At 70.0% G+C, this 26,692-nt stretch carries 24 protein-coding genes; 14 read left to right on the forward strand and 10 right to left on the reverse strand.

Annotated features, from left to right (window positions below):
• Positions 1-155: 155 nt before the first annotated feature.
• Positions 156-743 carry a nicotinamidase gene (locus DSC45_RS07195; RefSeq protein ID WP_119288197.1) on the forward strand — a complete coding sequence of 196 codons (588 nt, stop codon included), beginning with the start codon at positions 156-158 and terminating at the stop codon, positions 741-743.
• A gap of 38 nt (positions 744-781) precedes the next feature.
• Here the strand turns inward: DSC45_RS07195 and DSC45_RS07200 are convergent, their stop codons facing one another.
• Entirely contained in the window at positions 782-1,102 is a 321-nt protein-coding gene (locus DSC45_RS07200; protein ID WP_119288198.1) for a hypothetical protein, read from the reverse strand.
• 123 nt (positions 1,103-1,225) lie between these two features.
• Positions 1,226-3,604, reverse strand: a complete 2,379-nt coding sequence (locus DSC45_RS07205) for an immune inhibitor A domain-containing protein (protein WP_119288200.1) — start codon at positions 3,602-3,604, stop codon at positions 1,226-1,228.
• Between the two features lie 476 nt (positions 3,605-4,080).
• On the opposite strand from DSC45_RS07205, the gene DSC45_RS07210 reads away from it, so the two are divergent.
• Positions 4,081-4,347, forward strand: a complete 267-nt coding sequence (locus DSC45_RS07210) for a hypothetical protein (protein WP_119288202.1) — start codon at positions 4,081-4,083, stop codon at positions 4,345-4,347.
• Positions 4,348-4,422: 75 nt separating this feature from the next.
• Here DSC45_RS07210 and DSC45_RS07215 read toward each other — a convergent pair whose 3' ends face one another.
• The 3 genes from DSC45_RS07215 to DSC45_RS07225 all read right to left on the reverse strand — a co-directional run bounded on the left by DSC45_RS07215 (position 4,423) and on the right by DSC45_RS07225 (position 8,804).
• The gene (locus tag DSC45_RS07215; RefSeq protein ID WP_119288203.1) at positions 4,423-5,118 is read right to left on the reverse strand and encodes an RDD family protein; all 696 of its coding nucleotides are present in this window, start codon (positions 5,116-5,118) and stop codon (positions 4,423-4,425) included.
• 145 nt (positions 5,119-5,263) lie between these two features.
• On the reverse strand, positions 5,264-6,916 hold the full coding sequence (locus DSC45_RS07220) for a GMC oxidoreductase (protein ID WP_119288205.1): 1,653 nt from the start codon (positions 6,914-6,916) through the stop codon (positions 5,264-5,266).
• A gap of 247 nt (positions 6,917-7,163) precedes the next feature.
• A complete protein-coding gene (locus DSC45_RS07225; protein ID WP_119288207.1) occupies positions 7,164-8,804 on the reverse strand; it encodes an RDD family protein in 1,641 nt (546 codons plus the stop codon).
• Positions 8,805-9,336: 532 nt separating this feature from the next.
• On the opposite strand from DSC45_RS07225, the gene DSC45_RS07230 reads away from it, so the two are divergent.
• From DSC45_RS07230 to DSC45_RS07240, 3 genes are all read left to right on the forward strand, one after another.
• Positions 9,337-9,810, forward strand: coding sequence for an SsgA family sporulation/cell division regulator (locus DSC45_RS07230; protein ID WP_119288209.1), 474 nt, complete (start codon positions 9,337-9,339; stop codon positions 9,808-9,810).
• Positions 9,811-9,947: 137 nt separating this feature from the next.
• Complete coding sequence (locus DSC45_RS07235; protein ID WP_119288211.1) at positions 9,948-10,589, forward strand: helix-turn-helix transcriptional regulator; 642 nt, start codon at positions 9,948-9,950, stop codon at positions 10,587-10,589.
• A 31-nt stretch (positions 10,590-10,620) separates the two neighbouring features.
• Positions 10,621-11,112, forward strand: a complete 492-nt coding sequence (locus DSC45_RS07240; RefSeq protein WP_119288213.1) for a DUF3291 domain-containing protein — start codon at positions 10,621-10,623, stop codon at positions 11,110-11,112.
• Positions 11,113-11,133: 21 nt separating this feature from the next.
• Here DSC45_RS07240 and DSC45_RS07245 read toward each other — a convergent pair whose 3' ends face one another.
• A complete protein-coding gene (locus tag DSC45_RS07245; RefSeq protein WP_119288215.1) occupies positions 11,134-12,513 on the reverse strand; it encodes an FAD-binding oxidoreductase in 1,380 nt (459 codons plus the stop codon).
• 97 nt (positions 12,514-12,610) lie between these two features.
• On the opposite strand from DSC45_RS07245, the gene DSC45_RS36785 reads away from it, so the two are divergent.
• Positions 12,611-14,257, forward strand: coding sequence for a BTAD domain-containing putative transcriptional regulator (locus DSC45_RS36785; protein WP_276145446.1), 1,647 nt, complete (start codon positions 12,611-12,613; stop codon positions 14,255-14,257).
• 87 nt (positions 14,258-14,344) lie between these two features.
• Here DSC45_RS36785 and hppD read toward each other — a convergent pair whose 3' ends face one another.
• Positions 14,345-15,490: a 4-hydroxyphenylpyruvate dioxygenase gene (hppD, locus tag DSC45_RS07255; RefSeq protein WP_119288217.1), complete on the reverse strand. Its 1,146-nt coding sequence runs from the start codon at positions 15,488-15,490 to the stop codon at positions 14,345-14,347.
• A gap of 128 nt (positions 15,491-15,618) precedes the next feature.
• Here hppD and DSC45_RS07260 point away from each other — a divergent pair, with 128 nt between their 5' ends.
• The 8 genes from DSC45_RS07260 (at position 15,619) to DSC45_RS07295 (ending at position 22,623) form a co-directional block, all read left to right on the forward strand.
• Positions 15,619-16,092 (forward strand): Lrp/AsnC family transcriptional regulator, encoded by a 474-nt coding sequence (locus DSC45_RS07260; RefSeq protein WP_119288219.1) that lies wholly within the window; start codon positions 15,619-15,621, stop codon positions 16,090-16,092.
• A gap of 57 nt (positions 16,093-16,149) precedes the next feature.
• Positions 16,150-16,797, forward strand: coding sequence for an ABC transporter permease (locus DSC45_RS07265; RefSeq protein ID WP_119288221.1), 648 nt, complete (start codon positions 16,150-16,152; stop codon positions 16,795-16,797).
• A complete protein-coding gene (locus DSC45_RS07270; RefSeq protein WP_119288223.1) occupies positions 16,790-18,112 on the forward strand; it encodes an ABC transporter ATP-binding protein in 1,323 nt (440 codons plus the stop codon). Before DSC45_RS07265 ends, DSC45_RS07270 begins: the two co-directional genes overlap by 8 nt.
• Positions 18,109-18,981, forward strand: coding sequence for an ABC transporter permease (locus DSC45_RS07275; RefSeq protein ID WP_119288225.1), 873 nt, complete (start codon positions 18,109-18,111; stop codon positions 18,979-18,981). The genes DSC45_RS07270 and DSC45_RS07275 overlap by 4 nt, the downstream gene beginning before the upstream one ends.
• Positions 18,978-19,958, forward strand: a complete 981-nt coding sequence (locus DSC45_RS07280; RefSeq protein WP_119288227.1) for a glycine betaine ABC transporter substrate-binding protein — start codon at positions 18,978-18,980, stop codon at positions 19,956-19,958. Before DSC45_RS07275 ends, DSC45_RS07280 begins: the two co-directional genes overlap by 4 nt.
• A 130-nt stretch (positions 19,959-20,088) precedes the next feature.
• Positions 20,089-20,763 carry an ArsR/SmtB family transcription factor gene (locus DSC45_RS07285; protein WP_205571265.1) on the forward strand — a complete coding sequence of 225 codons (675 nt, stop codon included), beginning with the start codon at positions 20,089-20,091 and terminating at the stop codon, positions 20,761-20,763.
• Complete coding sequence (locus tag DSC45_RS07290) at positions 20,760-22,034, forward strand: MFS transporter (protein ID WP_119288229.1); 1,275 nt, start codon at positions 20,760-20,762, stop codon at positions 22,032-22,034. Before DSC45_RS07285 ends, DSC45_RS07290 begins: the two co-directional genes overlap by 4 nt.
• Positions 22,035-22,086: 52 nt before the next feature.
• Positions 22,087-22,623 (forward strand): GNAT family N-acetyltransferase, encoded by a 537-nt coding sequence (locus DSC45_RS07295; protein WP_119288231.1) that lies wholly within the window; start codon positions 22,087-22,089, stop codon positions 22,621-22,623.
• Positions 22,624-22,676: 53 nt separating this feature from the next.
• Here the strand turns inward: DSC45_RS07295 and DSC45_RS07300 are convergent, their stop codons facing one another.
• The 3 genes from DSC45_RS07300 to DSC45_RS07310 all read right to left on the reverse strand — a co-directional run bounded on the left by DSC45_RS07300 (position 22,677) and on the right by DSC45_RS07310 (position 26,629).
• Entirely contained in the window at positions 22,677-23,477 is an 801-nt protein-coding gene (locus tag DSC45_RS07300) for a YlbL family protein (RefSeq protein ID WP_119288233.1), read from the reverse strand.
• A 317-nt stretch (positions 23,478-23,794) separates the two neighbouring features.
• On the reverse strand, positions 23,795-24,436 hold the full coding sequence (locus DSC45_RS07305; protein WP_119288235.1) for an IclR family transcriptional regulator: 642 nt from the start codon (positions 24,434-24,436) through the stop codon (positions 23,795-23,797).
• Between the two features lie 405 nt (positions 24,437-24,841).
• A complete protein-coding gene (locus DSC45_RS07310) occupies positions 24,842-26,629 on the reverse strand; it encodes a DEAD/DEAH box helicase (protein ID WP_119288236.1) in 1,788 nt (595 codons plus the stop codon).
• Positions 26,630-26,692: the final 63 nt, after the last annotated feature.

Here is a 26,692-nt window from a genome sequence, read left to right on the forward strand (position 1 = left end):
CGGTGTATGCGCATCCCCCACCAGGTACCGGACACTCCGGCGGCAAAATCGTGCACCCTTGAACGAATACGCATGAACGATCGGTGAGCGGGCATGCAACGGCTGCTCCCGTCCACCGCCCGGACCACCCGTCCCCCAGTCGAAGGAAAGGCATCATGCGTCGCGCCCTGATCGTCGTAGATGTGCAGAACGACTTCTGCGAGGGCGGCAGCCTCGCGGTTTCCGGCGGTGCCGACGTGGCTGCCGCGATCACCGAGCTGGTCGGCCAGACCGCAGGCGCCGGGTACCAGCACGTGGTGGCGACCCGTGATCATCATGTGGACCCCGGAGACCACTTCTCGGACAACCCGGACTTCCACCGCAGCTGGCCACGGCACTGCGTGGCCGGGACCGAGGGAGTCGGCTTCCACCCCAATTTCGCTCCGGCCGTGGCCTCCGGCGCCATCGACGCCGTTTTCGACAAGGGCGCCTACTCCGCCGCGTACAGCGGCTTCGAGGGCTCCGACGAGAACGACACGGGGCTCGCCGACTGGCTGCGCACCCGTGAGGTGGACGAGGTCGACGTCGTCGGCATCGCCACCGACCACTGCGTGCGGGCCACCGCGCTCGACGCGGCCCGGGAGGGTTTCCGCACCCACGTGCTGCTCGACCTGACCGCGGGCGTCTCCGAGGCGTCCACCGACGCGGCCCTGGACGAGTTGCGCACGGCGGGCGTGGAGCTCACCGGGAAGCCGGTCGTCTGAGCCGCCCGCGGGGCTCACACCTTGCGGACGGCGCCGCCTCAGGCCGGCCGGGCGGGCCTCAGCAGCGCACGGATCGGGTGCCAGAGCTCCTCGGCGCAGTCCGGGGCCGTACGCCATACGAGCCCGTCGGGATGATGCAGCACCGCCGTGATCTCGTCCGGTGTCGGTGGCTGGCTGTTACCACGCAGATACACCGCGCGCAGGCCCAGGTTCCTGAGCCGGGTCAGAGCTCGCGCCCGGTTGCCCGCGTGCACCAGTACCCGCACCGTGCCGCCGCCCGGTCCCGTAGCCGGATCCGGTAGTGACAGGGCCACCACAACGCTGCCGTTCGGCAGCTTGCTGAAGCCTCCTCCTGCCATCCCTCTTCACACCCCCGTGAGACGTCGCGTCAATAAGAGAACCACAGGACGCACCTAAACACGATTGGCCGCGACCCGCTAGAGGGCCGCGGCCAATCACGCTCTGACCTGCAGTTTTACGCCTCAGCTGCCCGAGGGGCCCACTTGGAGCGTGATCGTCTCGCCGCTGCGCGGCTCCTTCACGATCTCGATCCTGGTGTTGGTGTCAGCGACCTTCACACTTCCCGCGGGGTTCGACGGGTCGTAGTACGAGACCCAGTGACCGTCGTCGAAGACGGACACTCCCTCCTTGCCGGGGACCTTCGTCGGCACGCCGTCGTTGTGCAGCGTGAAGCCGTCGGTGCGGTGCCGGCTGAACGGAACGTCGTAGGCCTGGATCCGGTTGCGCATCAGCGAACCGTCCGCCCACTTCTCGGCCTTCGGATGGGCGTCGACGGGCAGCACGAGCCCCTCACCGGGGTGCTGGCTCGTGTTGTTGTCCGACTGCGAGGTGTCCCACTGCCAGATCATCAGGCCGTTCTGGTAAGGGAAGTGCTCCACCCAGTTCGGCCGGTCCGTCGCCCAACCGAAGTTGTACGGGCCGGACTTGAGGGTCTTGTCGTAACTCACGTACTGACGGTTCTCGGCGATGTAGTACTGCGGGTAGTCCTTGGAGAAGGACTCGCCGACGCGGCTGAAGCCCTTCGCCTCCCAGCCGTTGTCGTCCTCTTCGGCGCCGTCCGCGAAGAGTTCCTCGCCGTCGGCGGTGATGCTGATCTCGTCCGCCGTGAATCCGCGCTCCGCCAGGCCCCCGTCGGTCTGGTACCGGAAGCGAAGGTCGACCTTCTTGCCCGCGTACTCGTCCAGCGGGAAGACCAGCTTCTTGTACTTCTCCGAGACACCGGTCAGGCCCGGCTTGTCGCCGCCGTCGCGCGGAATGGCCTGGCCGTCCGCGGTGCCGTCCAGCGGGGTGTAGCTCGCGCCGCCGTCGGTGGAGGCCTCGGCGTAGAGGAAGTCGTAGTTCTCCTCGATGGACCACCAGCCCGAAAGGTCGAGACTGGCCTCGGACTTGCCCGTGAGGTCGACGCTGCGGGTCAGGGTGTTCTTGAGGTCGTTGCCCTGGCCGCTCCACCACTGCTTCGTGCCCTCGGCGGGCTTGGTGATGGTGGTCTTCACCGACTTCTCGGGCAGCTCGACCACGAGACCCTGTTTGTTCTTGGTGTTGTACTCCGCGAGCCCCAGCTTGTGCGTGGACTTCGTCGCGGCCTTCGCCGTGTCGTAGTCGAGCCAGCCGAGCTGCAGCTTGTCCCAGGCGGTCATGTCGCCGGGCAGGTCGCCGATCGCGTCCTTGCCCCGGCCGAGCCACGATCCGGACGACATCAGGGTCCAGAACGAGGTGGAGTTCTCGCCGCCGTCGGTGTCGTAGTGGTCCGGCAGACCCAGGTCGTGGCCGTACTCGTGGGCGTAGACCCCGAGTCCGCCGTTCTCCGGCTGCATCGTGTAGTCGCCGACCCAGATGTCGGAGTCACCGATCTCGGTGCCGCCCGCCGGGTTCGCCTCGGGGCCGGTCTTGCCCGCGTCGGTGCCGTACGCGTACCAGCGGTGCGCCCACAGGGCGTTCTCACCCTCGGCCCCGCCTCCGGCGGACTCGTCCTCACCGGCGTGCACGATCTGGAAGTGGTCGATGTAGCCGTCCGGCTCGTTGAACTCGCCGTCGCCGTCGAAGTCGTTGCGGTCCCACTTGTCGTACTCGGCGAGCTGCGCCTTGATCTCGGCGTCCGTCTTGCCGGCCGCCTTCTGGCCCTCGGCCCAGGCGGTCACGCCGTCGCGGACCGCGTCCCAGACGTTGGGGCAGTTGGTGTCGCCGCAGTAATTGGACCCGTAACGGGCCTCGTTCCAGTCGACCTTGACCCAGTCCGAGACCTCGCCGTCCACCGAGTAGCGGCCCGAGGACTGCTTCTCGTAGTACTTCTTCACGGACTCCTTCTTCTTGTCCGTGGAGAAGTAGAGGTCCTGGAAGTGCTGCCGGTCGAAGTCCTCTTGCCAGTCCGTGGAGTTGTCGTCCTTGCGGTCCGGCTCCGCGATGGTGTTGTGCAGCGGGCCGGGCTCGCCGCCGTACTTCTTCACCGGCTCCTCGGGCCCGTCCGGGCCGTCCGGGTCGTACATGGTCTCGTCGTCGACCTTGTCCCCGAACTCGACCAGGATGGTGAAGATCTTGTCCGTCTTCTCACGGCCGAGCTCGACGTACTTGCCGTCGTCCAGCTTGACCACGTTCGATCCGCCGCGCTTCTTGACCTCTCCGTCGCCGGATATGACCTCGCGCAGTGCGTCCTCGCGCAGTTGGGCCTGGCGGTCGCTGAACGGGCCCTTGAGGTCGTGCTCCCCGTGTCCCTTCGCGGACGCCGGGTCGCGGCGCTCCACTCCGGGTGCCTCCGCGGACCGGTCGTCCGCCTGCGCGGTCGCATACGCCGAGGCGGTGGCGCCCGTCGCGGCGAGCGCCGCGAGCACGGCGACCGTGCGCATCGACCGGCGGTGTCTGCCGGTACCTGGCTCTCTCTTCACTTGGCATGTCCTCCCCCGCGGCCGCGCCTGCGGATGGAGGTGGATGTAGGGGGATGTGCGGAATCCGCGCGCCTGACCGCGTCACAAGTGACGACATTCGACCGGAGTTACGGAAGAAAAGACAGACCTTGACTTGAACCCGCCAAGTGCGTTACGCGGATGAGGAGTTGCGGTATCCGGACGGCGGGCGGCGCGTACGTCTCGGGTGCTGGAACGAGGAATGAACCTGTGCGCCCCCCGTGCACCGGCGCCGTGGGTTAGGTCACGCTTACTTCAGCTTCCTGGCGGGAATCCAGCGGACTAGAGTCAGTTGACATGCTGACGGTCCGACCCGGGTTCCGGTCCGCACCAGGACGGGATCCGTCCGGTCCGTGCGGTCGACAGGCTCCGCAGTGCAGTTCACCCCCGTAACCGCTGTTCCGAGGACGGATTACGCCATGCCTCGTCCGACTGCCGCACAGCTCGCTCTCGGCTCCGCCACCGTGGTCTTGTCGACACTCGCCATGCTGCTGCTCTCCGGAGCGACTTCGGCTCTCGGGGCCGCGGTCGCGGCCGTTGCGGGTCTCGGGCTCGGGCTGCTGGTCGCGGTCACCGTGCCGGCCCGGCAGCGGGCCGTGCCGCGCACGGTCCCGCAGCAGACCGTCGTCGCCTCCCCCGTCTCCGCCCCGGCCGAGACGGAGCGGGTCTCGGCGCTGCGCCACTGACACGCCGAACGGCGGGCCGTGAGTGCCACGGCCCGCCGTTCGTGTGCGCCGGCTGCGCTTATCCGGTGTGCGTGCTCAAGGGACCGTCACCACCACTGTCTTGGCCGCCTTGTCGTGCAGACCCTGCTTGTACGGCTTGTCGAAGAAGCTCCAGCCGCCACAGATCACGGTCCAGATGCAGGCGCAGCAGAACGCGAACGGCAGCCACAGGACCGCGGCGCGGATCAGCGCCGTCTGCAGGGTCGGGGTCGCCCCGTCGTTCAGGTTCGCGACCCGCAGTCCCATCCACTTCTTGCCCAGGGTCTGGCCGGTCCTGGAGATCATCACCGCGTCGTAGCCCATGTACAGGACCGCGGCGAGCAGCGACTGGCCGAACGACGTCCCGTAGTTGACTTCGTCGGGGTCCGTGTCGAAACGGACGCCGCCGAAGAGCAGCGACAGCAGGTAGACCACGATCGCGACCATGAGCATGTCGATGATCCTGGCGAGGACGCGCTTGCCGCTGTCCGCGAGCGGGGGCATACCGGCGAGTGGGTCGCCGCCGCCTCCGCCGTAGGGGTCGCCTCCGTACGGAGGAGGTGTGCCGTACGGGCCGCCGCCTCCCGGGGGAGGTGGACCGCCCGCGCCCGGCGGGGGGCCGTACGCGCTGCTTCCGCCGCCCGGGGCGTCGTAGGGGGAGCCGCCGCCGGGACCACCGGTGGGCGGTTGCTTCTTGAACGGGTCGTCGTCCGGCGGTTGGCCCGCGCCGGGGGGCGGCGGTTCACTACTCATGCGTCGAGTCGAACGCGGGGCCGGGGACGGCGCATCCGGGTGGGGGCCATTCGGGGTTGGGCCAGGGCCGGGCACCGGGAGGTGACGGGGTGCGGCGCAGTGCGGACGGAAGCGGTGTCGGCCTCCGTGCGCCGCGTGGCACGACTCAGAAGTCGTTGCGCACGATGTTCTCCACATTGCGCTCGGCGAGGGCCGTGATGGTCACGAACGGGTTCACCGTGGTGTTGCCGGGGATCAGCGCGCCGTCCATCACGTACAGGCCCGAATAGCCCTTCAGGCGCCCGTGGTTGTCGGTCGCCTTGCCCAGGACCGCGCCGCCCAGCGGGTGGTACGTGAGGTGGTCGCCCCAGATCTTGCCGGCACCGAACAGGTCGGTGCGGTAGATCGTCCCCTCCTTCTGATTGATCTTGTCGAAGATCGACTTCGCCATGTCGATCGAATCCTGCTTCCAGGCGGTCTGCCAGGACAGGCCGACCTTGCCGCTGCCCGCGTCGTAACCGAACTCGGCGCGGTGCGGGTTGTCGGTGATCGACAGGTAGAAGGAGGCGAAGGTCTCGATGCCGGTCGGCAGCGGGGCGACCTCGGCGAAGGCGCCGCCCGCGTCCCAGTTGTCGATGCCGGAGCAGGGGATGGTGGACTGCACGTCGCCGGTGGGGTCCCACAGGTGGTTGGCGCGTCCGCACATCACGTTGCCGTTGTCGCCCCACTCCTTGCCGACGGCGGCGTCGAGGTCCGGCAGTGCGCCGGTGGACCTGAGCTTGACCAGGAGCTTGCTGGTGCCGACGCTGCCCGCCGCGAAGAAGACCTTGCCGGCCGTGACGTTCTTGGTGGCCACCGTGTTGCCGTCGGTGTCGGTCTGCTCGAGCGTGACCAGGTAGCCGCCGCCGGAGGCCGGTTCGACGCCGGTGACCTCGTGCAGCGGGGAGACGGCGACCCTGCCGGTGGCCCGGGCCGCGGCGAGGTAGGTCTTGCCGAGGTCCTTCTTGCCGTGGTTGTTGCCGTAGAGGATCTCCTGGGCGAGTGCGGACTTGGGCACGGTGCCGTTGTCCTCCTCGACCATGTAGTCCCAGTCGTAGACGTCCGGTACGAACGTCCAGTCGAACCCGGAACGTTCGGCGTGCTTACGGCCCACCCGCGAGTACTGGTAGTACGAGGTCCGCTCGAACCAGTCGGGGTCGACAAGTCCCACGCCGAGCCCGGAGTTGGCCCGCGGGTAGTAGGTGCCGTACATCTCCTCCGCGTCGACCGTGGGCAGGATCGCGGCGAAGTTCTGCCGCTTGGGCGTGACCGCCATACCGCCGTTGACCAGCGAGCCGCCGCCGACGCCGCGGCCCTGGTAGACGGTGATCCCGGTGAATTCCTCGGCGTCGAGGATGCCGGCGAACTTCGGCACCTCCTTGTCGAGCGGGAAGCCGAGGAAGTTGGAGAGCGGCGCCTTGGTTTTCGTCCGCATCCAGTACGAGCGGTAGTCGGGCGCGGTGACCTTCGGGTGGATCCGGCCGTCGGGGCCGGGTGCGGCGGTGGACCAGTCCTGGCCCATCTCCACCATCCGTACGTCGACTCCGGCCTCGGCGAGGCGTAAGGCGGTGACCGCGCCGCCGTAGCCGGTGCCGATGACCAGGGTGGCGACCCGGGCCCCGTCCTCGATGGGGTCGGCTGCCGCGGGCGACGGGCCGGGAGCCGCGTAGGCGGTATGCCCGCCGATCACCGCGGCCCCCAGAAGAGAACCCGTTCCCGCGATGAATCTTCTGCGGCTCAGACGGGCGGATACGCCCGTGTAGTGCGATGTGTTTCCCATGTGCCTTACCTCGCTCTTGTCGGATAGAAACGGGTTCTAGTCGGACAAGCGTGAGATGTCGATGACAACGTTCAGGTAACTTCCTGACGATCTACCGCACGATCCGCCGCAGGATCCGGTAAAAGATCTCCGGCGAAGTGGACCCCGCGTGCGTCAGACGGAGCTGTGGCGCGGACGGATGCTGGACGTCAAGTGGCCGAGCACGCGCGGCACTTGACGGAGAAAGGGCGCTCGGCGCCTTCGCGGATCAGCCGCGGTCCGGGCCGAGGACGAACGTCCGCGCGGCCTTGTCGTGCAGGCACTGCCGCCACGGCCGGTCGAACACGCACCACAGCACGCCGACGACTCCGACGACCAGCACCCCCGGCACGATGTACACCAGCCACCGACGCAGCGCCGCACCGAAACCGGGCGGCTCGTGCGCCTCGATGTCACGGACCTGGAGCCCGAGCAGCTTCTTGCCGAGGGTCCGCCCCCACTTGGCCGTGGGCAGCGCCTCGTAGAGGACACCGAAGACGAGCAGTACGGCGAGCACGATGCCGAGGTACAGCGAGGTGGTGCCGTCGATCAGCCAGACCGTGACGGTCTCGCCGGACATCTTCGCCGCCTGCACCTTGCCGTCGATGTGGTCCGACACCTTGGTGACGAAGGGCAGCGCCGCGGCTCCGGTGACGGCTGCCAGGACGACGGTGTCGACGAGCCGCGCGAGGAGGCGCCGCCCGAGACCGGAGGGACGGGCCGAGGCCTGGGCCTGTGCGGCCGCCAGGAAGGGGTCGTTGGCCGGCGGCTTGAACGGCGTGACCGGCTGATCCGCCGACCCTGCGGCCGCGGGCTGGGCGGACTGGGCCTGGGCCTGGGGTGTCTGCGCCAGTTGGTGTACCTGCTGCGCCCAGGAGGCGGAGCCTCCGCCGGGGCCCGGGGTGACCGGTGAACCGGCCTGGGGGGCTGCGGCGGCTTGCGGGTAGCCGTAGGCGGCGGGGGTGGCGGGAGCGGGCGCCGGGGCCGCGGGCGCCGGGGCAGGGGCAGGGGCAGGGGCAGGGGCGGGTGCAGGCGACGCGGCGGCAGGACCCGACGTACCGGCCGACGCGGAACCGCCCGCCGCGGGGCTGGAGTTGGCCGCGCCTCCGGGCAGCGCCCGGATCGTCATCGTGCCCTCGGTCGCCGGCGCGGGAGGCGAGGACGGAGCAGAGGCGGGCGTAGAAGCAGCGGCCTCGTCCTCCGGGCGCCCGTCGCCGGCCTTCGCACCTCCGCGCCGCACCCGGCGCACCATCACCGTGTCCTCGGCGGGCTTCTGCTCCGGCACCCGCGCGGCGGTGTCGGTGGAGAGCGACCGGATCGCCATCGTCCCGTCCGGACGCCCACCCTCGTCCGAAGCGCCGGACGGCGTACTGGCCGCATCCGAAGGGGTGGCGGCGGAGGGGGCGGTTGACGCACCGGAGGCGGCCGCCGCCGCGGCGTCCTCGGGCTGCGCGGACCCGCCGTCGGGCGCGGAACCACGAGGATCGGGCCCACCCGGCACCCGCGGCGTACGCCCCGACCCCCAGGACACCCGCCGGTCGGCCTCACTGCCGAAGCCCGCCTGCCGGTTGGTGTCCGCCTGCCAGGCAGAGGCCGGTTCGGGACGGGAGCCGTGCAACTCCGCCTGGTCCTGCGGCTCCTCGTCGAAGAAGACGGGGCCGGTCTCGTCCACGGGGCCGCCGTGCGCGGGAGGTTGAGCTGCCGCGGCGGGCGGCGTCGGCATGGCCTCGCCCTCCGACGGGGCGGGCCGACTGGTGCCGGGCACCCATGCGACGCCGTTCCAGTACCGGACATAGCCCGGAATAGAGGGATCCGGATAGAACCCTGCCTTGGGGCTGCTGTCGCCGGGTGCCGGAGTTGGGGCGCTCATGGTCCGTCGTCCCGTATCTGCTCGGGGGTCTGTGGAGGGTCCACATTTATCAGACCCACGCTCGACTCCGGGCCGGTCCCACTGTTCCGTCCACTTTCCGGTCACGTTCCTTCCGCTTCTGCGGGCGGAGCCGGTCACAGTACAAGGGCGGCTGCTGAGACGGGAGTTGAGGAGCGCCACCCGTGCGGTACGCGGACCCGGGCCCCACGGGGACATCGCGCGGAACACCACGCGGGAACACGGCCACACGATTCGGGAAGAAGCACAGCAGACCGGCCGGGAAGCGGCGAAAGGAGAACGGTGGACGACGGCGAAGGGCCGGGCAGGCGCCCGACGGCCTCCGGGACGCGGGCGCGAGGCGACGGGATGCCGGCGGGCGGGAGCAGCGCAAGGGCCGGAATCCGGGAGTGGACGGGTCTCGGGGAGGCCCTCAGAAAAAAACTCCGGAAGTCGCGTAATGGATGGTGAGGACCGCGCTCTCTTCGGTTGCGGGCCTGCCGAAGGGCCCTGTCGCCGAGAGGAGCGCATCGAGATGAACACCGTCGTGGAACGCGAGCTGGAACTCAACCTGGTCCTGTCGCCGGAGCGGAGCATCCCCGTACCGGCCCGGCTGCTCTACCGTGCCGACGATCCGTACGCCGTGCACATCACCTTTCACATCGGCTCCGAGCAGCCCGTGAACTGGACGTTCGCCCGTGAACTCCTGGTCGAGGGCGTCTTCAGGCCGTGCGGCCACGGGGATGTGCGGATCTGGCCGACGAAGGTGGACGGCCGCAGCGTCGTCCTGATGGCCCTGACCTCGCCGGACGGTGACGCCCTGCTGGAGGCCCCGGCCGCGATCGTCTCGGCCTGGCTGGAGCGAACCCTGCGCGTGGTGCCGCCGGGCACCGAGCAGGACCGGCTCAGCCTCGACGAAGGGCTGGCCGATCTGCTCACCCCTACCCCGGCCGACGACCTGTGGCTGCAGAACCCGTGGCCGTCCGACGAGTCCAAGGACACCGACTGACCGGGTGCGGCCGAGATGGGCCGGCCGGCACGAGGGCCCCGTTCGCGGCTGGTGGGGGTCCCCGCCGGCCGTCCAGCGCGCGCCCGGGCACCGTACACACTGTTTTCACAACACTCGTTGGTCATAGAATTTGCCGTATGACCGCTGAGGAATCCACATTCGCGGCGCTGGGCATGCTGGGCGATCCGCTGCGCCGCCGGCTCTACGAGTGCGTTGCCGCAGACCCGGGCGAGGTCGGGCGGGACGCGGCCGCGGAGGCGACGGGGATCTCGCGGTCGCTCGCCGCGTTCCACCTGGACAAACTGGTGGAGGCCGGGTTGCTGACCACCTCCTTCCGACGGCTCTCCGGACGCACGGGCCCGGGTGCGGGCCGCCCGGCCAAGATGTACCGGCGGGCCGACGGCGAGCACTCCGTCTCCGTACCGCCGCGCTCGTACGACGCCGTGGGCCGGCTGCTCGCCCAGGTGGTGGAGAACGGCGGACTCGACCGGGAACTGCAGGCCGCGGCGCACGCGGCGGGCGCCGCGGATCCGGACGCGTCGGCCGAGGATCTGATCGCGGTACTGCGGGCCCGCGGCTACGAACCCTTCTTCGACGGGAAGACGCTGCGCCTGAACAACTGCCCCTACCGCGGCCTCGCCGACGAGTTCCCGGCGCTGATCTGCGGCATGAACCTGGCGCTGATCGAAGGGCTCGCGAACAGCGAGTGGTCACCGGCCATGGACCCGTGTCCCGGCGGCTGTTGCGTGGCCCTGGACTCTAAAAATAAAAATCATTGACGATAGAAGGCGCCCAGGCCATGCTGACCCCATGACTGGTTTCCACCTGGCCCAGGTCAACGTCGGCCGCATCGTCGCCCCGCTGGACAGCCCCGAGCTCGCCGGTTTCGTGGACCGGCTCCCCGAGATCAACGAACTCGCCGAGCGCAGCCCCGGATTCGTCTGGCGCATGGTCGACGACGAGGGCAACGACGCAACGAGCCTGCGCCCCGCGGAGGATGACGACCTGTTTCTGATCAACTGCTCGGTATGGGAGTCGGTCGAGACCCTGCGCGCCTTCACCTACGAGACCGGTCATCTGCGCGTACTCAGTCGGCGGCGCGAATGGTTCCGGCGCATGGTGGAGCCGCATCAGGCGCTGTGGTGGGTCCCGGCCGGCCACCGCCCGTCGATCGCCGAGGCGCTGGAGCGGGTCTCGCTGGTGCGCGAGCACGGCCCCGGGCCGGACGCCTTCACCTTCCGTACGCCGCACCCGGCGCCCGACGGGGCCGGGGAGGCCGCCGACGCAGGGCGAGCGGGCTGAGACCGCCGCCGCTCGGCCGGTTCAGAACACCTTCCCGGGGTTCAGGATCCCCAGGGGGTCGAACGTCGACTTCACGCCCCGGTGCAGTTCGAGGGAGACCGGGCCGAGCTCGCGGGCCAGCCATTCCTTCTTGAGTACGCCCACGCCGTGCTCTCCGGTGATCGTGCCGCCGAGCTCCAGGCCGAGGGCCATGATCTCGTCGAAGGACTCGCGTGCGCGGCGCGATTCGTCGGGGTCGCCCGCGTCGAAGCAGACCGTCGGGTGGGTGTTGCCGTCGCCCGCGTGCGCGCAGACGCCGATGGTCAGATCGAACTTCTCGGCGATCCGCGCCGTGCCGTCGAGCATGGCGCCCAACTGCGAACGCGGTACGCACACGTCGTCGATCATCGTCGTACCCTTCACCGCCTCGAGCGCGACGAGCGACAACCGCCGTGCCTGCAGCAGGAGTTCGGACTCGGCACGGTCTTCCGCCGGCACGACCTGGGTGGCACCCGCAGCCGTGCACAGGGCGCCGACCGCGGCGAGGTCGGCGGCCGGGTCGGCGGTGTCGAAGGCGCAGAGCAGCAGCGCCTCGGTGGTCTCCGGCAGGCCCATCTGCGCCATGTCGTTGACGGCCCGGATGGTCGTACGGTCCATGATCTCGAGCAGCGACGGCACGTGGCCCTCGGCCATGATCCGGCAGACCGCGTCGCAGGCGGCCGCGCCGGACGTGAACTCGGCGGCGAGCACCAACTGGACGGGCGGCCGCGGCTTCAGGGCGAGCACGGCGCGCACGACGACACCGAGGCTGCCCTCGGAACCCACGAAGAGGCGGGTGAGGTCGTACCCCGCGACGCCCTTGGCGGTACGCCGACCGGTGCTGAGCAGGCGGCCGTCGGCGAGGACGACGTCGAGGCCGAGGACGTACTCGGCGGTGACTCCGTACTTGACGCAGCACAGGCCGCCGGAGGCGGTGCCGATGTTCCCGCCGATCGTGCATTCCTCCCAACTGGAAGGATCCGGCGGGTAGTAGAGGCCCTGCTCGTCGACCGCGCGGGACAGCACCGCATTGACCACACCCGGTTCGACGACGGCGATGCGGTCGACGGGGTCGATCTCCAGGATGCTGTCCATCCGCACCAGGGACAGGACGATCCAGCCGTCGCCGGAGTTGGCCGCGCCGGACAGGCCGGTGCGGGCGCCTTGCGGGACGACGGGGACGCGCTCCTCGGTCGCCGTGCGCATCACGTGCTGCACCTGCTCGACCGTCCGCGGCAGAACCACCACCGCGGGGGTGCCGGCCTCGCAGAAGCTCGCCATGTCGTGTCCGTAGCTACGGGTGATGTCGGGGTCCGTGAGGACGGCGTCGGCGGGCAGGCCCGCGCGCAGGAGCTCGGCAAGCCGTTCGGAAGCAGCGTCCATGATCCAAGGGTGGCACTCGGGGCCATCGGTGTGAACCCGTATGCGAACCCGTTCCGGTGCACCGATGTGCTCGTCGTACTGGCGCACAGTGTCGGCCATGGAGCTGGAGATGGAGTACGAACAGGAATCGCCTGCGCGGACCGCGCCCTCGCCCGCACCGGCCCCGCCTTCGCCGACCCCGTCCTCGGGGACGTCGTCCTCGCGCACCCGGCCCCGTCGCCACTCCCCCGTCGCGCGGCGGGCGCTGTTCGCATCGGTGGCGGGCTGCGCGGCCGTGGCCGGTGTGCTGACCCTCGTCCCGTGGGGCGACGACGGAGCGCCGCCCGCGCCGGGGCCTTCGGGCCGGGCGACGCTGGCCGCCGGGGCGGGCGTACCGGCGGCGCTGCCCGATCTGACGGCGCTGATCAGCGAGCGCAGCGCGCATGTCACCAAGCATCCGAAGGACGACGAGTCGTGGGCGGTGCTCGGCTCGGCGTACGTGGAGCAGGGGCGCAGGACCGGCAACCACGCCGTCTACCCGCAGGCCGAGCATGCGCTGAAGACTTCGCTCGGCGTCCGGCCGCAGGGCAACGTGGACGCACTCCAGGGCCTCACCGCGCTGGCCAACGCGCGGCACGACTACCGGGCAGCGAAGAAGTGGGGCGAGCAGGCCCTGGCCGCCTCGCCGGCGCGCTGGACCGTGCACGCGCAGCTCATCGACACGTACACCCAGCTCGGCGACGCGAAGCGGGTCGACGCCTCGCTCGAGAAGCTGCAGAAGTACGGCAAGGGGCCCGCGGTCCTCGCCGGTGCCTCGCAGGTGTACCGGGACCGGGGCTGGCGGGAGGACGCGACGGCCGGGCTCTCGGACGCGGTGGCGCTGGCCGGCTCGCCCGCCGAGCAGGCGGAGTACCAGCACCGGATGGGCGAACTGGCCTGGGAGCGGGGCGAGGCGGCCGAGGCGCTGCGCTGGTTCGACGACGCCCTGCGGGCCGACCCGACGCATCACGCCTCGCTCGCGGGCCGCGCGCGGGCACTCACCGGACTCGACCGCGGGACGGAGGCGCTGACCGTCTACCGGTCCGCGTACACCAAGCAGCCACTGCCCCGATATGCCCTCGAACTGGGCGAGTTGTACGAGTCACTCGGCCTCGGTCCGGCGGCCCGCGCCCAGTACGAACGGCTGCGGACGCGGCTCGCCCAGGACGCGGCGGCCGGAGTCGGGGACGGCTGGGTGCTCGGCCTTTTCGAGGCGGACCACGGCGAACCGGACGCCGCGGTGAAGCGGCTCGAGGCGGAGTGGAAGCGGCATCCGGGGCACCAGGTCGCGGACGCGCTCGGTTGGGCGCTGCATCGGGCGGGCGACGACAAGAAGGCGGACAAGTTCGCGGAGAAGGCGATGAAGGACGGCCCGCACAGCGCGCTCTTCGCCTACCACCGGGCGGAGATCCAGCGGGGTTTGAAGGATCCGGGCGCGGCCCGGCGCTACTTCCAGGAGGCGCTGCGCATCAACCCGCACTTCTCCCCGCTGCTCGCCCCCGCGGCACGCCAGGCTCTGGAGGAACTCGGCGAGCCGACGGAGGACGGCCCGGCCCAGATGCAACCCCCGACCCCCGAGCCGGCCACCCCGCCCCGGCCGTCGTCCAAGCCGACCCCGCCCCGAGCCACCGCGAAGCCGAAGCCGGCTCCGCCTCGGCAGTCCACCGAACCGACCCCGCCCGCGCAGACGAACAAGCCGTCTCCGAAGCCGGAGCCCGCACGCTGAGCCCCGGGCGTCACCCCCGGCCGACGCCCGGCAGAACGAAACCGCGGCGGGGTGCGCACAATGCACGCACCCCGCCGAGACCCAGAATCAGAGATTCCCCCGCTTGTCCTGCTCCCGCTCGATCGCCTCGAACAGCGCCTTGAAGTTGCCCTTGCCGAAGCCCATCGACCCGTGCCGCTCGATGATCTCGAAGAACACCGTCGGCCGGTCCTGCACCGGCTTCGTGAAGATCTGCAGCAGATACCCGTCCTCGTCCCGGTCGACGAGGATCTTCTGCTCCCGCAGCGTCTCCACGGGCACCCGCGTCTCGCCGGCCCACTCGCCGAGCGTGTCGTAGTACGAGTCGGGGGTGTCGAGGAAGGAGACCCCGCCGGCCCGCATCGCCCGCACCGTGGCCACGATGTCGTTCGTGGCGAGCGCGATGTGCTGGACGCCGGCGCTGCCGTAGAACTCCAGGTACTCGTCGATCTGCGACTTCTTCTTCGCGACCGCGGGCTCGTTGATGGGGAACTTGACCTTGAGGGTGCCGTCGGCGACGACCTTGGACATCAGGGCCGAGTACTCGGTCGCGATGTCGTCGCCCACGAACTCCTTCATGTTCGTGAAGCCAAGGACCTTGTTGTAGAACGCGACCCATTCGTTCATACGGCCGAGCTCGACGTTGCCGACGCAGTGGTCGATCGCCTGGAAGGTGCGCTTGGCGGGCGGCTCCACGATCGGGGCGGCTGCCGCGTAACCGGGCAGGTAGGCCCCCTCGTACCCGGACCGCTCGACCAGGGTGTGCCGGGTCTTGCCGTACGTGGCGATCGCGGCGAGCACCACGACACCGTGCTCGTCCTTGACCTCGTGCGGCTCGGTGATGCCGCGGGCGCCGTGCTCGACGGCGTACGCGTAGGCGGCGCGGGCGTCCGGGACCTCGATGGCGAGGTCGACGACGCCGTCACCGTGCGCGGCGACATGGCTCTCGAGGAAGGCGCCCCACTCGGTGGAGGCCTTGATGACGGAGGTGAAGACGAAGCGGGCGGAGCCGTTCTCCAGAACATAACTGGCGGTCTCGCGGCTGCCGTTCTCGGGTCCCGAGTACGCGACGAGCCGCATGCCGAAGGCGGTCGAGTAGTAGTGGGCGGCCTGCTTGGCGTTGCCCACGGCGAAGACGACCGCGTCCATTCCCTTGACCGGGAAGGGGTCGGCCTCGCGCGCGGTGGGGGGAGTCTGGTGTGAGGTCTCAGTCATGGTCGAAGCGTCCCGCCGAACCACAAGGTGCGCAATAGTTCGCGCATTCCCTGGGCAATATGCACAGCGGTCGGGCAGTATCACCGGTCTATCTGTACAGGCTGACCACTGGGAGTGTGACACAGGCCATGGCGATCGACGCACTGGACGGAAGACTGCTCGTCCTGCTCGCCCGCGAGCCCCGGATCGGCGTCCTCGAGGCGTCCCGCAGGCTGGGGGTCGCCCGGGGCACCGTGCAGGCCCGCCTGGACCGGCTTCAGTCGAATGGAGTCATCCGCGGATTCGGCCCGAACGTCGACCCCGCGGCGCTCGGCTACCCCGTCACCGCCTTCGCCACCCTGGAGATCAAACAGGGTCAGGGAGCGGATGTACGGGCGCATTTGAGCGGCGTACCGGAGGTGCTCGAGCTGCACACGACGACCGGCAGCGGCGACATGCAGTGCCGGCTCGTCGCGCGCTCCAACGCCGATCTCCAACGTGTGATCGACCGGGTTGTGGGCTTTGATGGCATTGTTCGGGCCTCCACGGCGATCGTCATGGAAAATCCCGTTCCGCTGCGGATCATCCCGCTGGTCGAGCAGGCCGCGGAGGACGGCAGCTGAGTTCTCCGCCCCTCGGCGTCCGCGCACGGGGTGACCGAGGTGACCGAGGTGACGTGAGTGAACTTCTGGGAGTACCTGGACAGTCGCCACCAACAGCTCCTGACGGATGCCTATCAACACGCGAGCGCCGTCTTCCAGTGCATGGTGGTGGCCACCGTCATCGGCGTGCTGATCGGCGTGGCCACGTACCGCAGCGACTGGGCGGGCAGTGTGGCCACCACCGCGACGTCGACGATCCTGACGATCCCCTCGCTCGCGATGATCGGTCTGCTGATCCCGATCGTCGGACTCGGCGTCGCACCGACGGTGGTGGCGCTCACCCTGTACGGGCTGCTGCCGATCGTGCGGAACGCGATCGTGGGTCTGCGCGGAGTCGACTCGACCCTGGTGGACGCGGCCCGCGGCATCGGGATGTCCCGTACGGCGCAGCTGCTGAAGGTCGAACTGCCGCTGGCCTGGCCGCCGATCCTGACCGGGATCCGCGTCGCCACCCAGATGCTGATGGGCATCGCCGCGATCGCCGCGTTCGCCTCGGGCCCCGGGCTCGGCAACGAGATCTTCCGCGGCATCGCCTCTCTCGGCAGCAAGAACGCTCTCAACCAGGTGCTCGCGGGCACGCTCGGCATCGTCGTTCTGGCCCTGCTCTTCGACGCCGCGTACGTCCTCATCGGACGACTGACCATCCCGAGGGGGATCCGTGCCTGAATCCGCGACGACCAGCGGGGCCACGTCGAGCGGCGCCACGGCCGCGAGCGCCGACGGCGCAACGGGCTCCGGTTCCGGCGAATCGGCGACCACCGGCGCCACCATCGAGTTGGAGAACCTCACCAAGCGCTATCCGGGCGCCGCCGACGCGGCGGTGGACAGCGTCAACATGGAGATCAAGGCGGGCGAACTCGTCATCTTCGTGGGCCCGTCGGGCTGCGGGAAGTCCACCACCCTGAAGATGATCAACCGCCTCATCGAGCCGACCGGCGGCCGTATCCGGATCGGTGGCGAGGACGTCACCGACATGGACTCGGTCAAGCTGCGCCGCAAGATCGGGTACGCGATCCAGTCGTCGGGTCTCTTCCCGCACATGACGGTCGCTCAGAACATCGCCCTCGTACCGAAGATGGTCGGGTGGTCGAAGTCGAGGATCAAGGGCAGGGTCGAGGAGATGCTGGACCTGGTCGGCCTCGATCCGGGCGAGTTCCGCAGCCGCTATCCGCGCCAGCTGTCCGGCGGTCAGCAGCAGCGGGTGGGTGTGGCGCGGGCGCTCGCGGCCGATCCGCCGGTGCTGCTGATGGACGAGCCGTTCGGCGCGGTGGACCCGATCACCCGCGACCATCTGCAGGACGAACTGATCCGTCTGCAGCACGAGTTGCACAAGACGATCGTCTTCGTGACGCACGACTTCGACGAGGCGATCAAGCTGGGCGACCGGATCGCGGTGCTCAGGGAGCACTCGCACATCGCCCAGTTCGACACCCCGGAGGCCATCCTCACCAACCCGGCCGACGACTTCGTGTCCGGCTTCGTCGGCGCGGGCGCGGCCCTGAAGCGCCTCAACCTCACCCGGGTACGGGACGTGGAGATCAGCGACTACCCGACGGTGACGGTGGACGACCCGCTGCAGGACATCTTCGACAAGCTCCGCTCCGGCAAGGTCAACGAGATCCTGCTGCTCGACAAGCGCCGCCGCCCGTACAAATGGCTGCGTCGCGGCGATCTGATGCGCGCCCGGGGTTCGCTGGCCCGGGCGGGCACCCTGGTACACGACACGGTGACCAGGGACGCCACCCTGCGCGACGCACTGGAGGCGGTCCTCACCGACAACGCGGGCCGGGTGGCGGTCACCGGACGGCGCGGCGCGTACGAGGGCGTCGTCGACATGCAGACCCTGATGAACTCGGTGCACGAACTCCTCGAGGCCGACCGCCTCGACGCGGTGGAGCACCAGCACGAACTGGAGGAGCAGCGGGCCGACCGGACCAAGGACTCGCAGGAGGGCGGCGGTATCGGGGAGGTGTCCCGGTGAGCCGCGACAGCAAGTCGCCACCCGCCGAGACCCGGCACGAGGGCTCGCACGAGGTGAAGGGTCACTCGTTCCGCGACGCGGGCGAGGCGGAGGCGGAAGCGCTGCCACCGCAGCCCTCACGCGGACCCGAGCGCCGGATCGGCTGGCCCCAACTGGTCATCCTGCCGGTGGTGTTGGTGCTGATCCTGCTCGCCACCTGGCTCTGGTTCCAGCAGGCGAAGCTGGACTCCATCTCCGAGAACGCCTTGTCCGGGGACAAGGTGACCAAGGCCCTGTTTCAGCACATCAAGTTGACCGCGATCTCCACGTTCTTCGTCCTGATCATCGCGATCCCACTCGGCATCCTGCTGACCCGCGGCGCGTTCCGCAAGGCCGCTCCGGTCGCGATGATCCTCGCCAACATGGGCCAGGCAACCCCCGCGATCGGCCTGCTCGCGCTGCTCGTCATCTGGATGGGCACGGGCATGAAGGCCGCCCTGTACGGCATCATCATCTACGCCGTACTGCCGGTCCTCTCCAACACGATCGCCGGTCTGAAGGCCAACGACCCGACCCTGCTCGAGGCCGCCCGCGGCATCGGCATGTCCCCGGTCGGCGTGCTCAGCAAGGTCGAACTCCCGCTCGCCGTACCGCTGATCCTGGCCGGCGTACGCACGGCCCTCGTCCTGAACGTCGGCACCGCCACCCTCGCCACGTACGGAGGCGGCGGCGGGCTCGGCGACCTGATCACCACCGGCATCACCAACCAGCGGATGCCGGTCCTGATGCTCGGCTCCATCCTGACGGTGGTCCTCGCCCTGCTGATCGACTGGCTGGGTTCGCTCGCCGAGCAGATGCTGCGGCCGCGCGGTCTGGAGGGGACGACATGAGGTTCCGGCGCACCACACCGACCGCCGCACTCGCGAGCGCACTGCTCGCCGCCTCACTCCTGGCCGGCTGCGGCCTGAGCAGCGGATCACCGATGGTCGACGAGGTGGAGCCCGGCACGGTCGGCCGCGGAAAGCCCCTCGACGGGGCCAAACTGACCGTCACCTCCAAGGAGTTCACCGAGCAGCTGATCCTCGGCGCGATCATGGGCATCGCCTTCGAGGCGGCGGGCGCGGATGTCCTCGACCGGACCGGAATCCAGGGTTCGATCGGTGCGCGCGAGGCGGTCAAGAACGGCGACGCGGACGGCATGTACGAGTACACGGGCACCGCGTGGATCACCTACCAGGGCAACTCCAAGCCCGTGCCCGACCCGCAGAAGCAGTGGCAGGTGGTCCGTGACGCCGACCGGAGCAACGGCATCGACTGGCTCCCGCCGTCCGAGCTCAACAACACCTATGCGCTGGCCATGAACCAGGCCAACGTCAAGAAGCTGAAGACCAAGACACTCTCCGACGTCGCCGCCCTGCTGAAGTCGAACCCGGGGGTGGTCACCCTCTGCGTGGAGAGCGAGTTCAACAACCGCGCCGACGGACTGCCCGGCATGAAGAAGGCGTACGGCATGAACATCCCGGCCGGCAACATCACGCAGATGGACTCCGGAATCATCTACACCCAGGCGTCCAAGGGCAGTTGCACCTACGGCGAGGTCTACACGACGGACGGCCGCATCCAGGCGATGAAGCTGACCGTCATGGAGGACGACAAGAAGGCCTTTCCCAACTACAACGCCGCCCCGTCCATCAACTCCAAGGCCCTCGAGAAGCACCCGGAGATCGCAGAGATCCTCGCCCCGATCACTGCCGAGCTCGACAACACCGTCGCCCAACGCCTCAGCGCCAAGGTCGACGTGGACGGCGAGGACCCCCACCAGGTGGCCCTCGACTGGATGCTCGACGAGGGCTTCGTGAAGGAGTGACACTCCGGGGCCGCTGACCGCCCGCCGTCTGTCGTCGGCCGCCGGCCGTCAACCGCAGACTTCTCTCTGCAAAGCACTTGGTGCAAAGACTCCATTGCAGCCGGTCCTTGGCATTTCTACGCTCGCCGCCATGACCGATTCACGCGACCTCGATCCCCGTTCCCTGCGCGGCCTCGCCCACCCGTTGCGCATGCGCCTGCTCGCCGTACTGCGCGACGACGGTCCGGCCACCGCCTCTCAACTGGCCGCCAGGCTCGACGAGTCGAGCGGTTCGACCAGCTATCACCTGCGCCAGCTCGCCCGGCACCGGTTCGTGACCGAGGAGCCGGGCCGCGGCAAGGGCCGCGAGCGGTGGTGGCGGGCCGTACACCACTCGATCAACTCCGACACCGAGGATTTCTACCGCAACCCGGACCCCGAGGTCCGCGGCGCGGTGAACACCCTGCTCTACGAGATGGCCACGGGCCACGCACAGGAGCTGGGCACCTACCTGGGCACCATGCACGAGCGTCCCGAGTGGATCGGTGGGGCGATCATGAGTGACTGGACGCTGAAGCTGACGATCGATCAAGCCCGGGCGCTGAAAGCCGAGTTGCTCGAAGTCATCGGTCGCTACGAGTCGCCCGGAACGGGTCCGGAAACCGGGGCAGGGGCAGGAACAGGAGCGGTAGCACGAGCGGAGGCAGGGCCAGGGGCAGGGCCAGACGGGGAGACGGGCGACGCGGACGAGCCGGAAGCCGCCGTGTACCGCCTGCAGGTGCACGGCTACGTACGCCCACGAGCTTCGCACCACCCCGCGTCATGAACCGTGACCGGCGGCCGCTGTACGCCGCGCTGGTTGCCAACACCGTGTCCATCGCCGGGAATTCACTGACCCTCATCGGGATCCCCTGGTTCGTGCTCGAGACGACGGGCAGCGCCACCCGGGCGGGCGTGGTGGCGTTCTGCGCGATGGTGCCGGTGATCGTGGCCTCGCTCGTCGGCGGGCCGCTCATCGACCGCATCGGCAGACGGCGGGTCAGCATCGGGACCGATCTGCTGTGCGGCGCGGCCGTCGGCGCCGTGCCGCTGCTGCACCGTGCGGGCCTGCTCGAGTTCTGGACGCTGTGTGTACTGATGGCCGTCAACGGCCTGTTCCACGCCCCGGGTGAGACCGCCCGCAGCGCGCTGCTGCCCGAGCTCGCCGAGCGGGCCGGCACAACCGTCACCCGAGCGGCGAGCCTCTTCGACGGGGTCTCGCGCGGGGCCCGGATGCTGGGTGCGGCGGTCGGCGGCGTACTGATCGCCGCGCTCGGCGCCGAGACGGTACTCGCCTGGGACGCCGCGACGTTCGCGATATCCGCCGCCGTGGTGGCCGTGGGACTGCGCGGTCTCCCGGCCGGCGATCCCGTACACCGCAGGGCCCGCCGACCCTCCTACCGCCGCGAACTCGTCGAGGGTTACGCCTTCTTGGCCCGCTCGCCGCTCCTGCTCGCCGTCTCCGGGCTCGTGCTCGTCACCAACGCCCTCGACCAGGGCGGGTCCGCCGTACTCCTGCCGGTGCACGCCGAGCGGGAGTTGGGCGGGCCGGCGGCCCTCGGCCTGATATCGGCGCTGTGGGGTGTGGGCGCGGTGGTCGGCGCATTCCTCTACGGGGCGTACGGCACGCGCTTCCGCCGCTGGCCGGTGTTCGCCGTCTGCGCCCTGCTGATCGGGCTCCCCCGCTACGCGACCGCCGCGTTCTCGTCCGAGACGGCCCCGCTGGCGGTGGTCATGGTGTGCAGCGGTATCGCCGGCGGCATGATCAACCCGATCATCTCGACGGTGACCTTCGAGCGAGTACCGGACGCCTTGCGCACCCGTGTCCTGGGCGTCTCCCGCGCGGGATCGATGATGGCCACGCCGCTGGGCGGTCTGGCCGCGGGGCTCCTCGTCGACGGCGTCGGACTCACGGCCGCGTTCCTGGCGGTCGGAGGCATCTACTTCGCGGTGACGCTCGCGCCCCTGTTGTTCCCGGTGTGGCGGGGGATGGACGCCGGGCAGCGGACGGCGGTAGTGGCCGAGCAGTCGGCACAGTCGGCGAAGGCCGGCCGGTGAGAAGGCGTCAAACCGTTTGCCGCCGGGCGGCCCGGTCGGTTAGGAAACGTGGATGCTAAAGGGGAGCAAGGTCGGGCTCCGGGCCCGGCACGAGGACGACATCCCGGTCCTGCGGGCCGAACTCTACGAGGACGTGGTCACCGCCTCGCGGGCCGAGGGCCGGCCGTGGCGGCCGATCACACCGGGCGCGAAGGACGCGCCGTTCGTGGTCGACGAAACGGATCCGGGGTACACCCCGTTCTCCGCGGTGGACCTCGAAACCGGCACGCTGGTCGGCACGGCGGGGCTGTGGGGCATCGACACGCACCACCGGTCCGCGCACATCGGCCTCGGACTGCTGCCCTCGGCCCGCGGCAAGGGCTACGGCACGGACATGATCGCGGTGCTCTGCCACTACGGCTTCGTGGTGCGCGGCCTGAACCGGCTGCAGGCCGAGACGCTGTCGGACAACATCGCGATGCTGCGCTCCGCCGAGCGCAACGGCTTCACCCGCGAGGGCGTGCTGCGCTCCTCGGCCTGGGTGCTCGGCGCGTTCATGGACGAGGTGGTCCTCGGACTCCTCGCGCAGGACTTCCCGGGCAAGCGGTAGGGGCCCCTACCTCGCGTGCGCGGGGTGCCCCGCGCACCGGCCCGGGCCCCGAGTCAGCAGCTGGGGACGTTCTCGCCCTTGTCCAGGGCACGCAGCGAGTCGACGGTCCTGGCGAGCGTGGTGACCGGGATCAGACGGAGCCCGTCGGGGCGGTGGGCCGCGGCGTCGGCGCACTCCGCCTTCGGCACCAGGAAGACGGTGGCGCCGTCGCGGCGGGCCGCCTGCGTCTTGAGCGCCACACCGCCGACCGGGCCGACCTTCCCCGAGCCGGTGATGGTGCCCGTACCGGCGATGGTGCGGCCGCCGGTGAGGTCGCCGCCGCTGCCGTTCCCGTCCAGCTTGTCGACGATGCCGAGCGAGAAGAGGAGACCGGCGCTCGGACCGCCGACGTCGGCGAGTTCGAGGCCGACGTCGATGTCGTCGGGGCTCTTGTCCAGGTGGTTCAGGGCAGCCTGCACGGCGGAGTTCTGGGACTTCACCATCTCGTCCGCGTTGTGCTGCTCGATCTCCTTCGTGGACTCGCCGCTCGGGTACACCGCCTCCCGCGGCATCACCGCGCGGTCGTCACGGAACCAGCCGTCGAGCACCTCGCCGAGGTGGACGTCCGCGTCCGGGCCGGTGGCGAGGATCGTCGTCATACGCAACTGGCCGTCCGTCTCCCGGGTCGGAGCACCCTTGACCGTGATGACGGGTTTGCCCTTGTTGTCGCCCAGGACGTCCGTCGTGGTACCCGGCTGCGCGACGGCGAACGGCAGGGGCGAGAACGAGGCGACCGCGAGCAGCGCGACGAACGGGACGGCACTGATCGCGAGGGCCTTGGGCCGGGAGATGGGCCTGGAGAGACGATTGAGCACGGAGCCAATCTAACGTGACCGCCGAGGTGCCGCCCCGGTCGGCCGGTGCGGGGCCCCGCGCCCGCACGGTTCCGGGCCCGGGGCCGACTCCCGTCACGAGCGCCCCGTCCCGTACGCCTCCGGCTGCCGTGGCACCGTGCAGGGCTCGCCCGAGAGACGGCCGGGGGACCTCCCCGGGCCTGGGCGGAAGCTCCTGGGCGGGACACATCGGGCGGCTTCGGGGGCAGGCGCGCGCCGGACGGCGAGCGGGTCCGTGCGCCTTGCGCCGGTCGTGCGGATCGAGGCCACTCGGCCGGCCATCCCGGCCCGTTCCGAGGTCAGCGCAACGCGTCGGCGACCTCACGCGCCGCGTCCATGACACGTACACCCACCCGCTCGGGCACGGAGTCCGAGAGCATCACCACACCCACGCTGCCCTCTACACCGGTCACCCCGAGCAACGGAGCCGCCGCCCCGCTGGCGCCCGCCTCGAGCTCGCCGTGGGTGAGCGTGTAGCCGGGGTCGTTCACCATGCCGCGGCGGGCCGCGAGGATCGCCTTGCCCGCGGCGCCCTTGTCGAGCGGATGCCGGAAGCCCGTGCGGTACGCCACGTGGTAGTCCGTCCAGGTCGGTTCGACGACCGCGACGGCGAGCGCCTCCGTACCGTCCACCATCGTGAGATGCGCGGTGGCCCCGATGTCCTCGGCGAGGGACCGGAGCGCGGGCAGAGCGGCCTCACGGACGAGCGGATGCACCTGCCGGCCGAGCCTGAGGACGCCGAGCCCGACGCGGGCCCGGCCGCCGAGGTCGCGCCGTATCAAGGCATGCTGTTCGAGGGTGGCGAGCAGACGGTAGACGACGGTCCGGTTGACTCCGAGCTTGTTGGACAGCTCGGTGACGGTCAGCCCGTGATCGGTGTCGGCGAGAAGCTTGAGGACTTTGAGTCCCCGGTCGAGCGTCTGGGAGGTCTCCGCGGTCACGACGGCCTCTCCTTAGAGGTGAGTCGACGGCCCCTTCGGCGGCGCAAGCGTCACCGGTCCCATCGGCGACGCGCGTGAAGAAGCCGCCGGACGAAGCCGGACTCGGGACCCGCTGCCCCGTAGCCGCCCGGCACCGGCTGCGCTCCGCGGCGTCGCTGCCACGGGGCGTGTGCGTTGCCGGGACACTAGCGAGCCGGTCCCGCTGAGCGGAAGACTCCGTCCAGAATCCGGTCACCGGAGAGGGGAATTCCGTTCCGGATCGCCCGTGATCTCCGCAATGTCCGGGGAACTCGGAGGCTCGATACGGCCACGTCGGCGGCCGAGCCGCCACTGCTTGCGACGACGGGCCCGCACAGCTCCACTTCCGCACCGCACCGCGAAGGGACAACCCCTCCGCCGCCACGGTCACTTCATCCGCGTGGCCCACTCCTGAACCTTGGCGATCCGTTGCCGGATCTGCCCGCCCGTCGCCTCCGCACTCGGCGGACCACCGCACACCCGGCGCAGTTCCGTGTGGATCACCCCGTGCGGCTTCCCGGACTGGTGGGAGTACGCACCGACCATCGCGTTCAGCTTCTTGCGCAGCTCGAGGAGCTCCTTGTGGGAGACCACCGGCCGCCGCTCGGCGGGCAGTTCGAGCAGATCGGCCTCGTCGTCCGGCTTCTTGCGGCTGTGCGAGATCTGCCGGGCCTGCCGCTTCTGGAGCAGCATCTGCACCTGGTCCGGCTCGAGGAGCCCGGGGATGCCGAGGTAGTCCTGCTCCTCCTCGCTGCCCGGATGCGCCTGCATGCCGAACTCGGCGCCGTCGTAGAGCACCCGGTCGAAGACCGCGTCGGACTCGAGCGCCTCGAACGGGAGCGCGTCCTGTTCGCCGGTGTCCTCGTCCTCCTCCTTGTTCGCCTCGTCCATCTCCTTCTCGGACTCGGCGTACGGATCCTCCTCGCTGTCCTTCTTCGGCTTGTCGAGGACGTGGTCGCGCTCGACCTCCATCTCGTTCGCGAAACCGAGCAGGTCCGGGATGGTCGGCAGGAAGACCGACGCGGTCTCGCCACGCCGCCTCGACCGGACGAAACGGCCCACGGCCTGCGCGAAGAACAGCGGGGTCGAGATCGTCGTCGCGTAGACGCCGACCGCGAGCCGCGGCACGTCCACCCCCTCGGACACCATGCGGACCGCGACCATCCACCGGTCGTCGCTCTTGGTGAAGGCGTCGATCCGGTCCGAGGAACCGCTGTCGTCGGACAGGACCACAGTCGCCTTGCTCCCCGTGATCTCCCGGATCAGCTTCGCGTACGACCGCGCCGAGTCCTGGTCCGCGGCGATCACCAGACCGCCCGCGTCCGGAATGCCCTTACGGACCTCGGTGAGGCGGTGGTCGGCGGCCCGCAGGACGTTCGGCATCCAGTCGCCGCGCGGGTCGAGCGCGGTGCGCCAGGCCTGCGAGACCGCGTCCTTCGTCATCGGCTCGCCGAGCCGCGCGGCGACCTCGTCACCGGCCTTGGTGCGCCAGCGCATGTTGCCGCTGTACGAGAGGAAGATGACGGGCCGCACGACACCGTCGCCGAGCGCGTTCCCGTAGCCGTAGGTGTAGTCGGCCACGGAGCGCCGGATTCCGTCGTTCCCCTCCGCGTACTGGACGAACGGGATCGGATTGGTGTCCGAGCGGAACGGCGTACCGGTCAGCGCGAGGCGGCGGGTGGCCGGCTCGAACGCCTCCAGGCACGCCTCGCCCCACGACTTCGAGTCACCGGCGTGGTGGATCTCGTCGAGGATGACGAGCGTCTTGCGCTGCTCGACCCGGTTGCGGTGCAGCATCGGCCGCACGCCCACACCCGCGTACGTCACGGCGACGCCCTGGTACTCCTTGCTGAGCGGGCCCGCGCTGTACTCCGGGTCCAGCTTGATGCCTATCCGCGCGGCGGCCTCGGCCCACTGCTTCTTCAGGTGCTCGGTCGGCGCGACCACCGTCACCTGCTGCACGACATGGTGGTGCAGGAGCCAGGACGCCAGCGTCAGCGCGAACGTCGTCTTGCCGGCCCCCGGAGTCGCCACCGCGAGGAAGTCCCGCGGCTGCTCCTGGATGTACCGGTCCATGGCCCCCTGCTGCCAGGCGCGCAGCTTGCCGGCCGTACCCCAGGGTGCACGGCCCGGGAAGGCGGGAGAGAGGTGGTGGGAGGTGGCGGTGGTAGTCACGGTCTCCGGTTCGGGTCAGGCTTCACACACGTACTCGTCACGGATGACACAGCTGCGTATGAC

Source organism: Streptomyces sp. YIM 130001, assembly GCF_003574445.1.
In the GTDB taxonomy this organism is placed as follows: Bacteria; Actinomycetota; Actinomycetes; order Streptomycetales; family Streptomycetaceae; genus Streptomyces.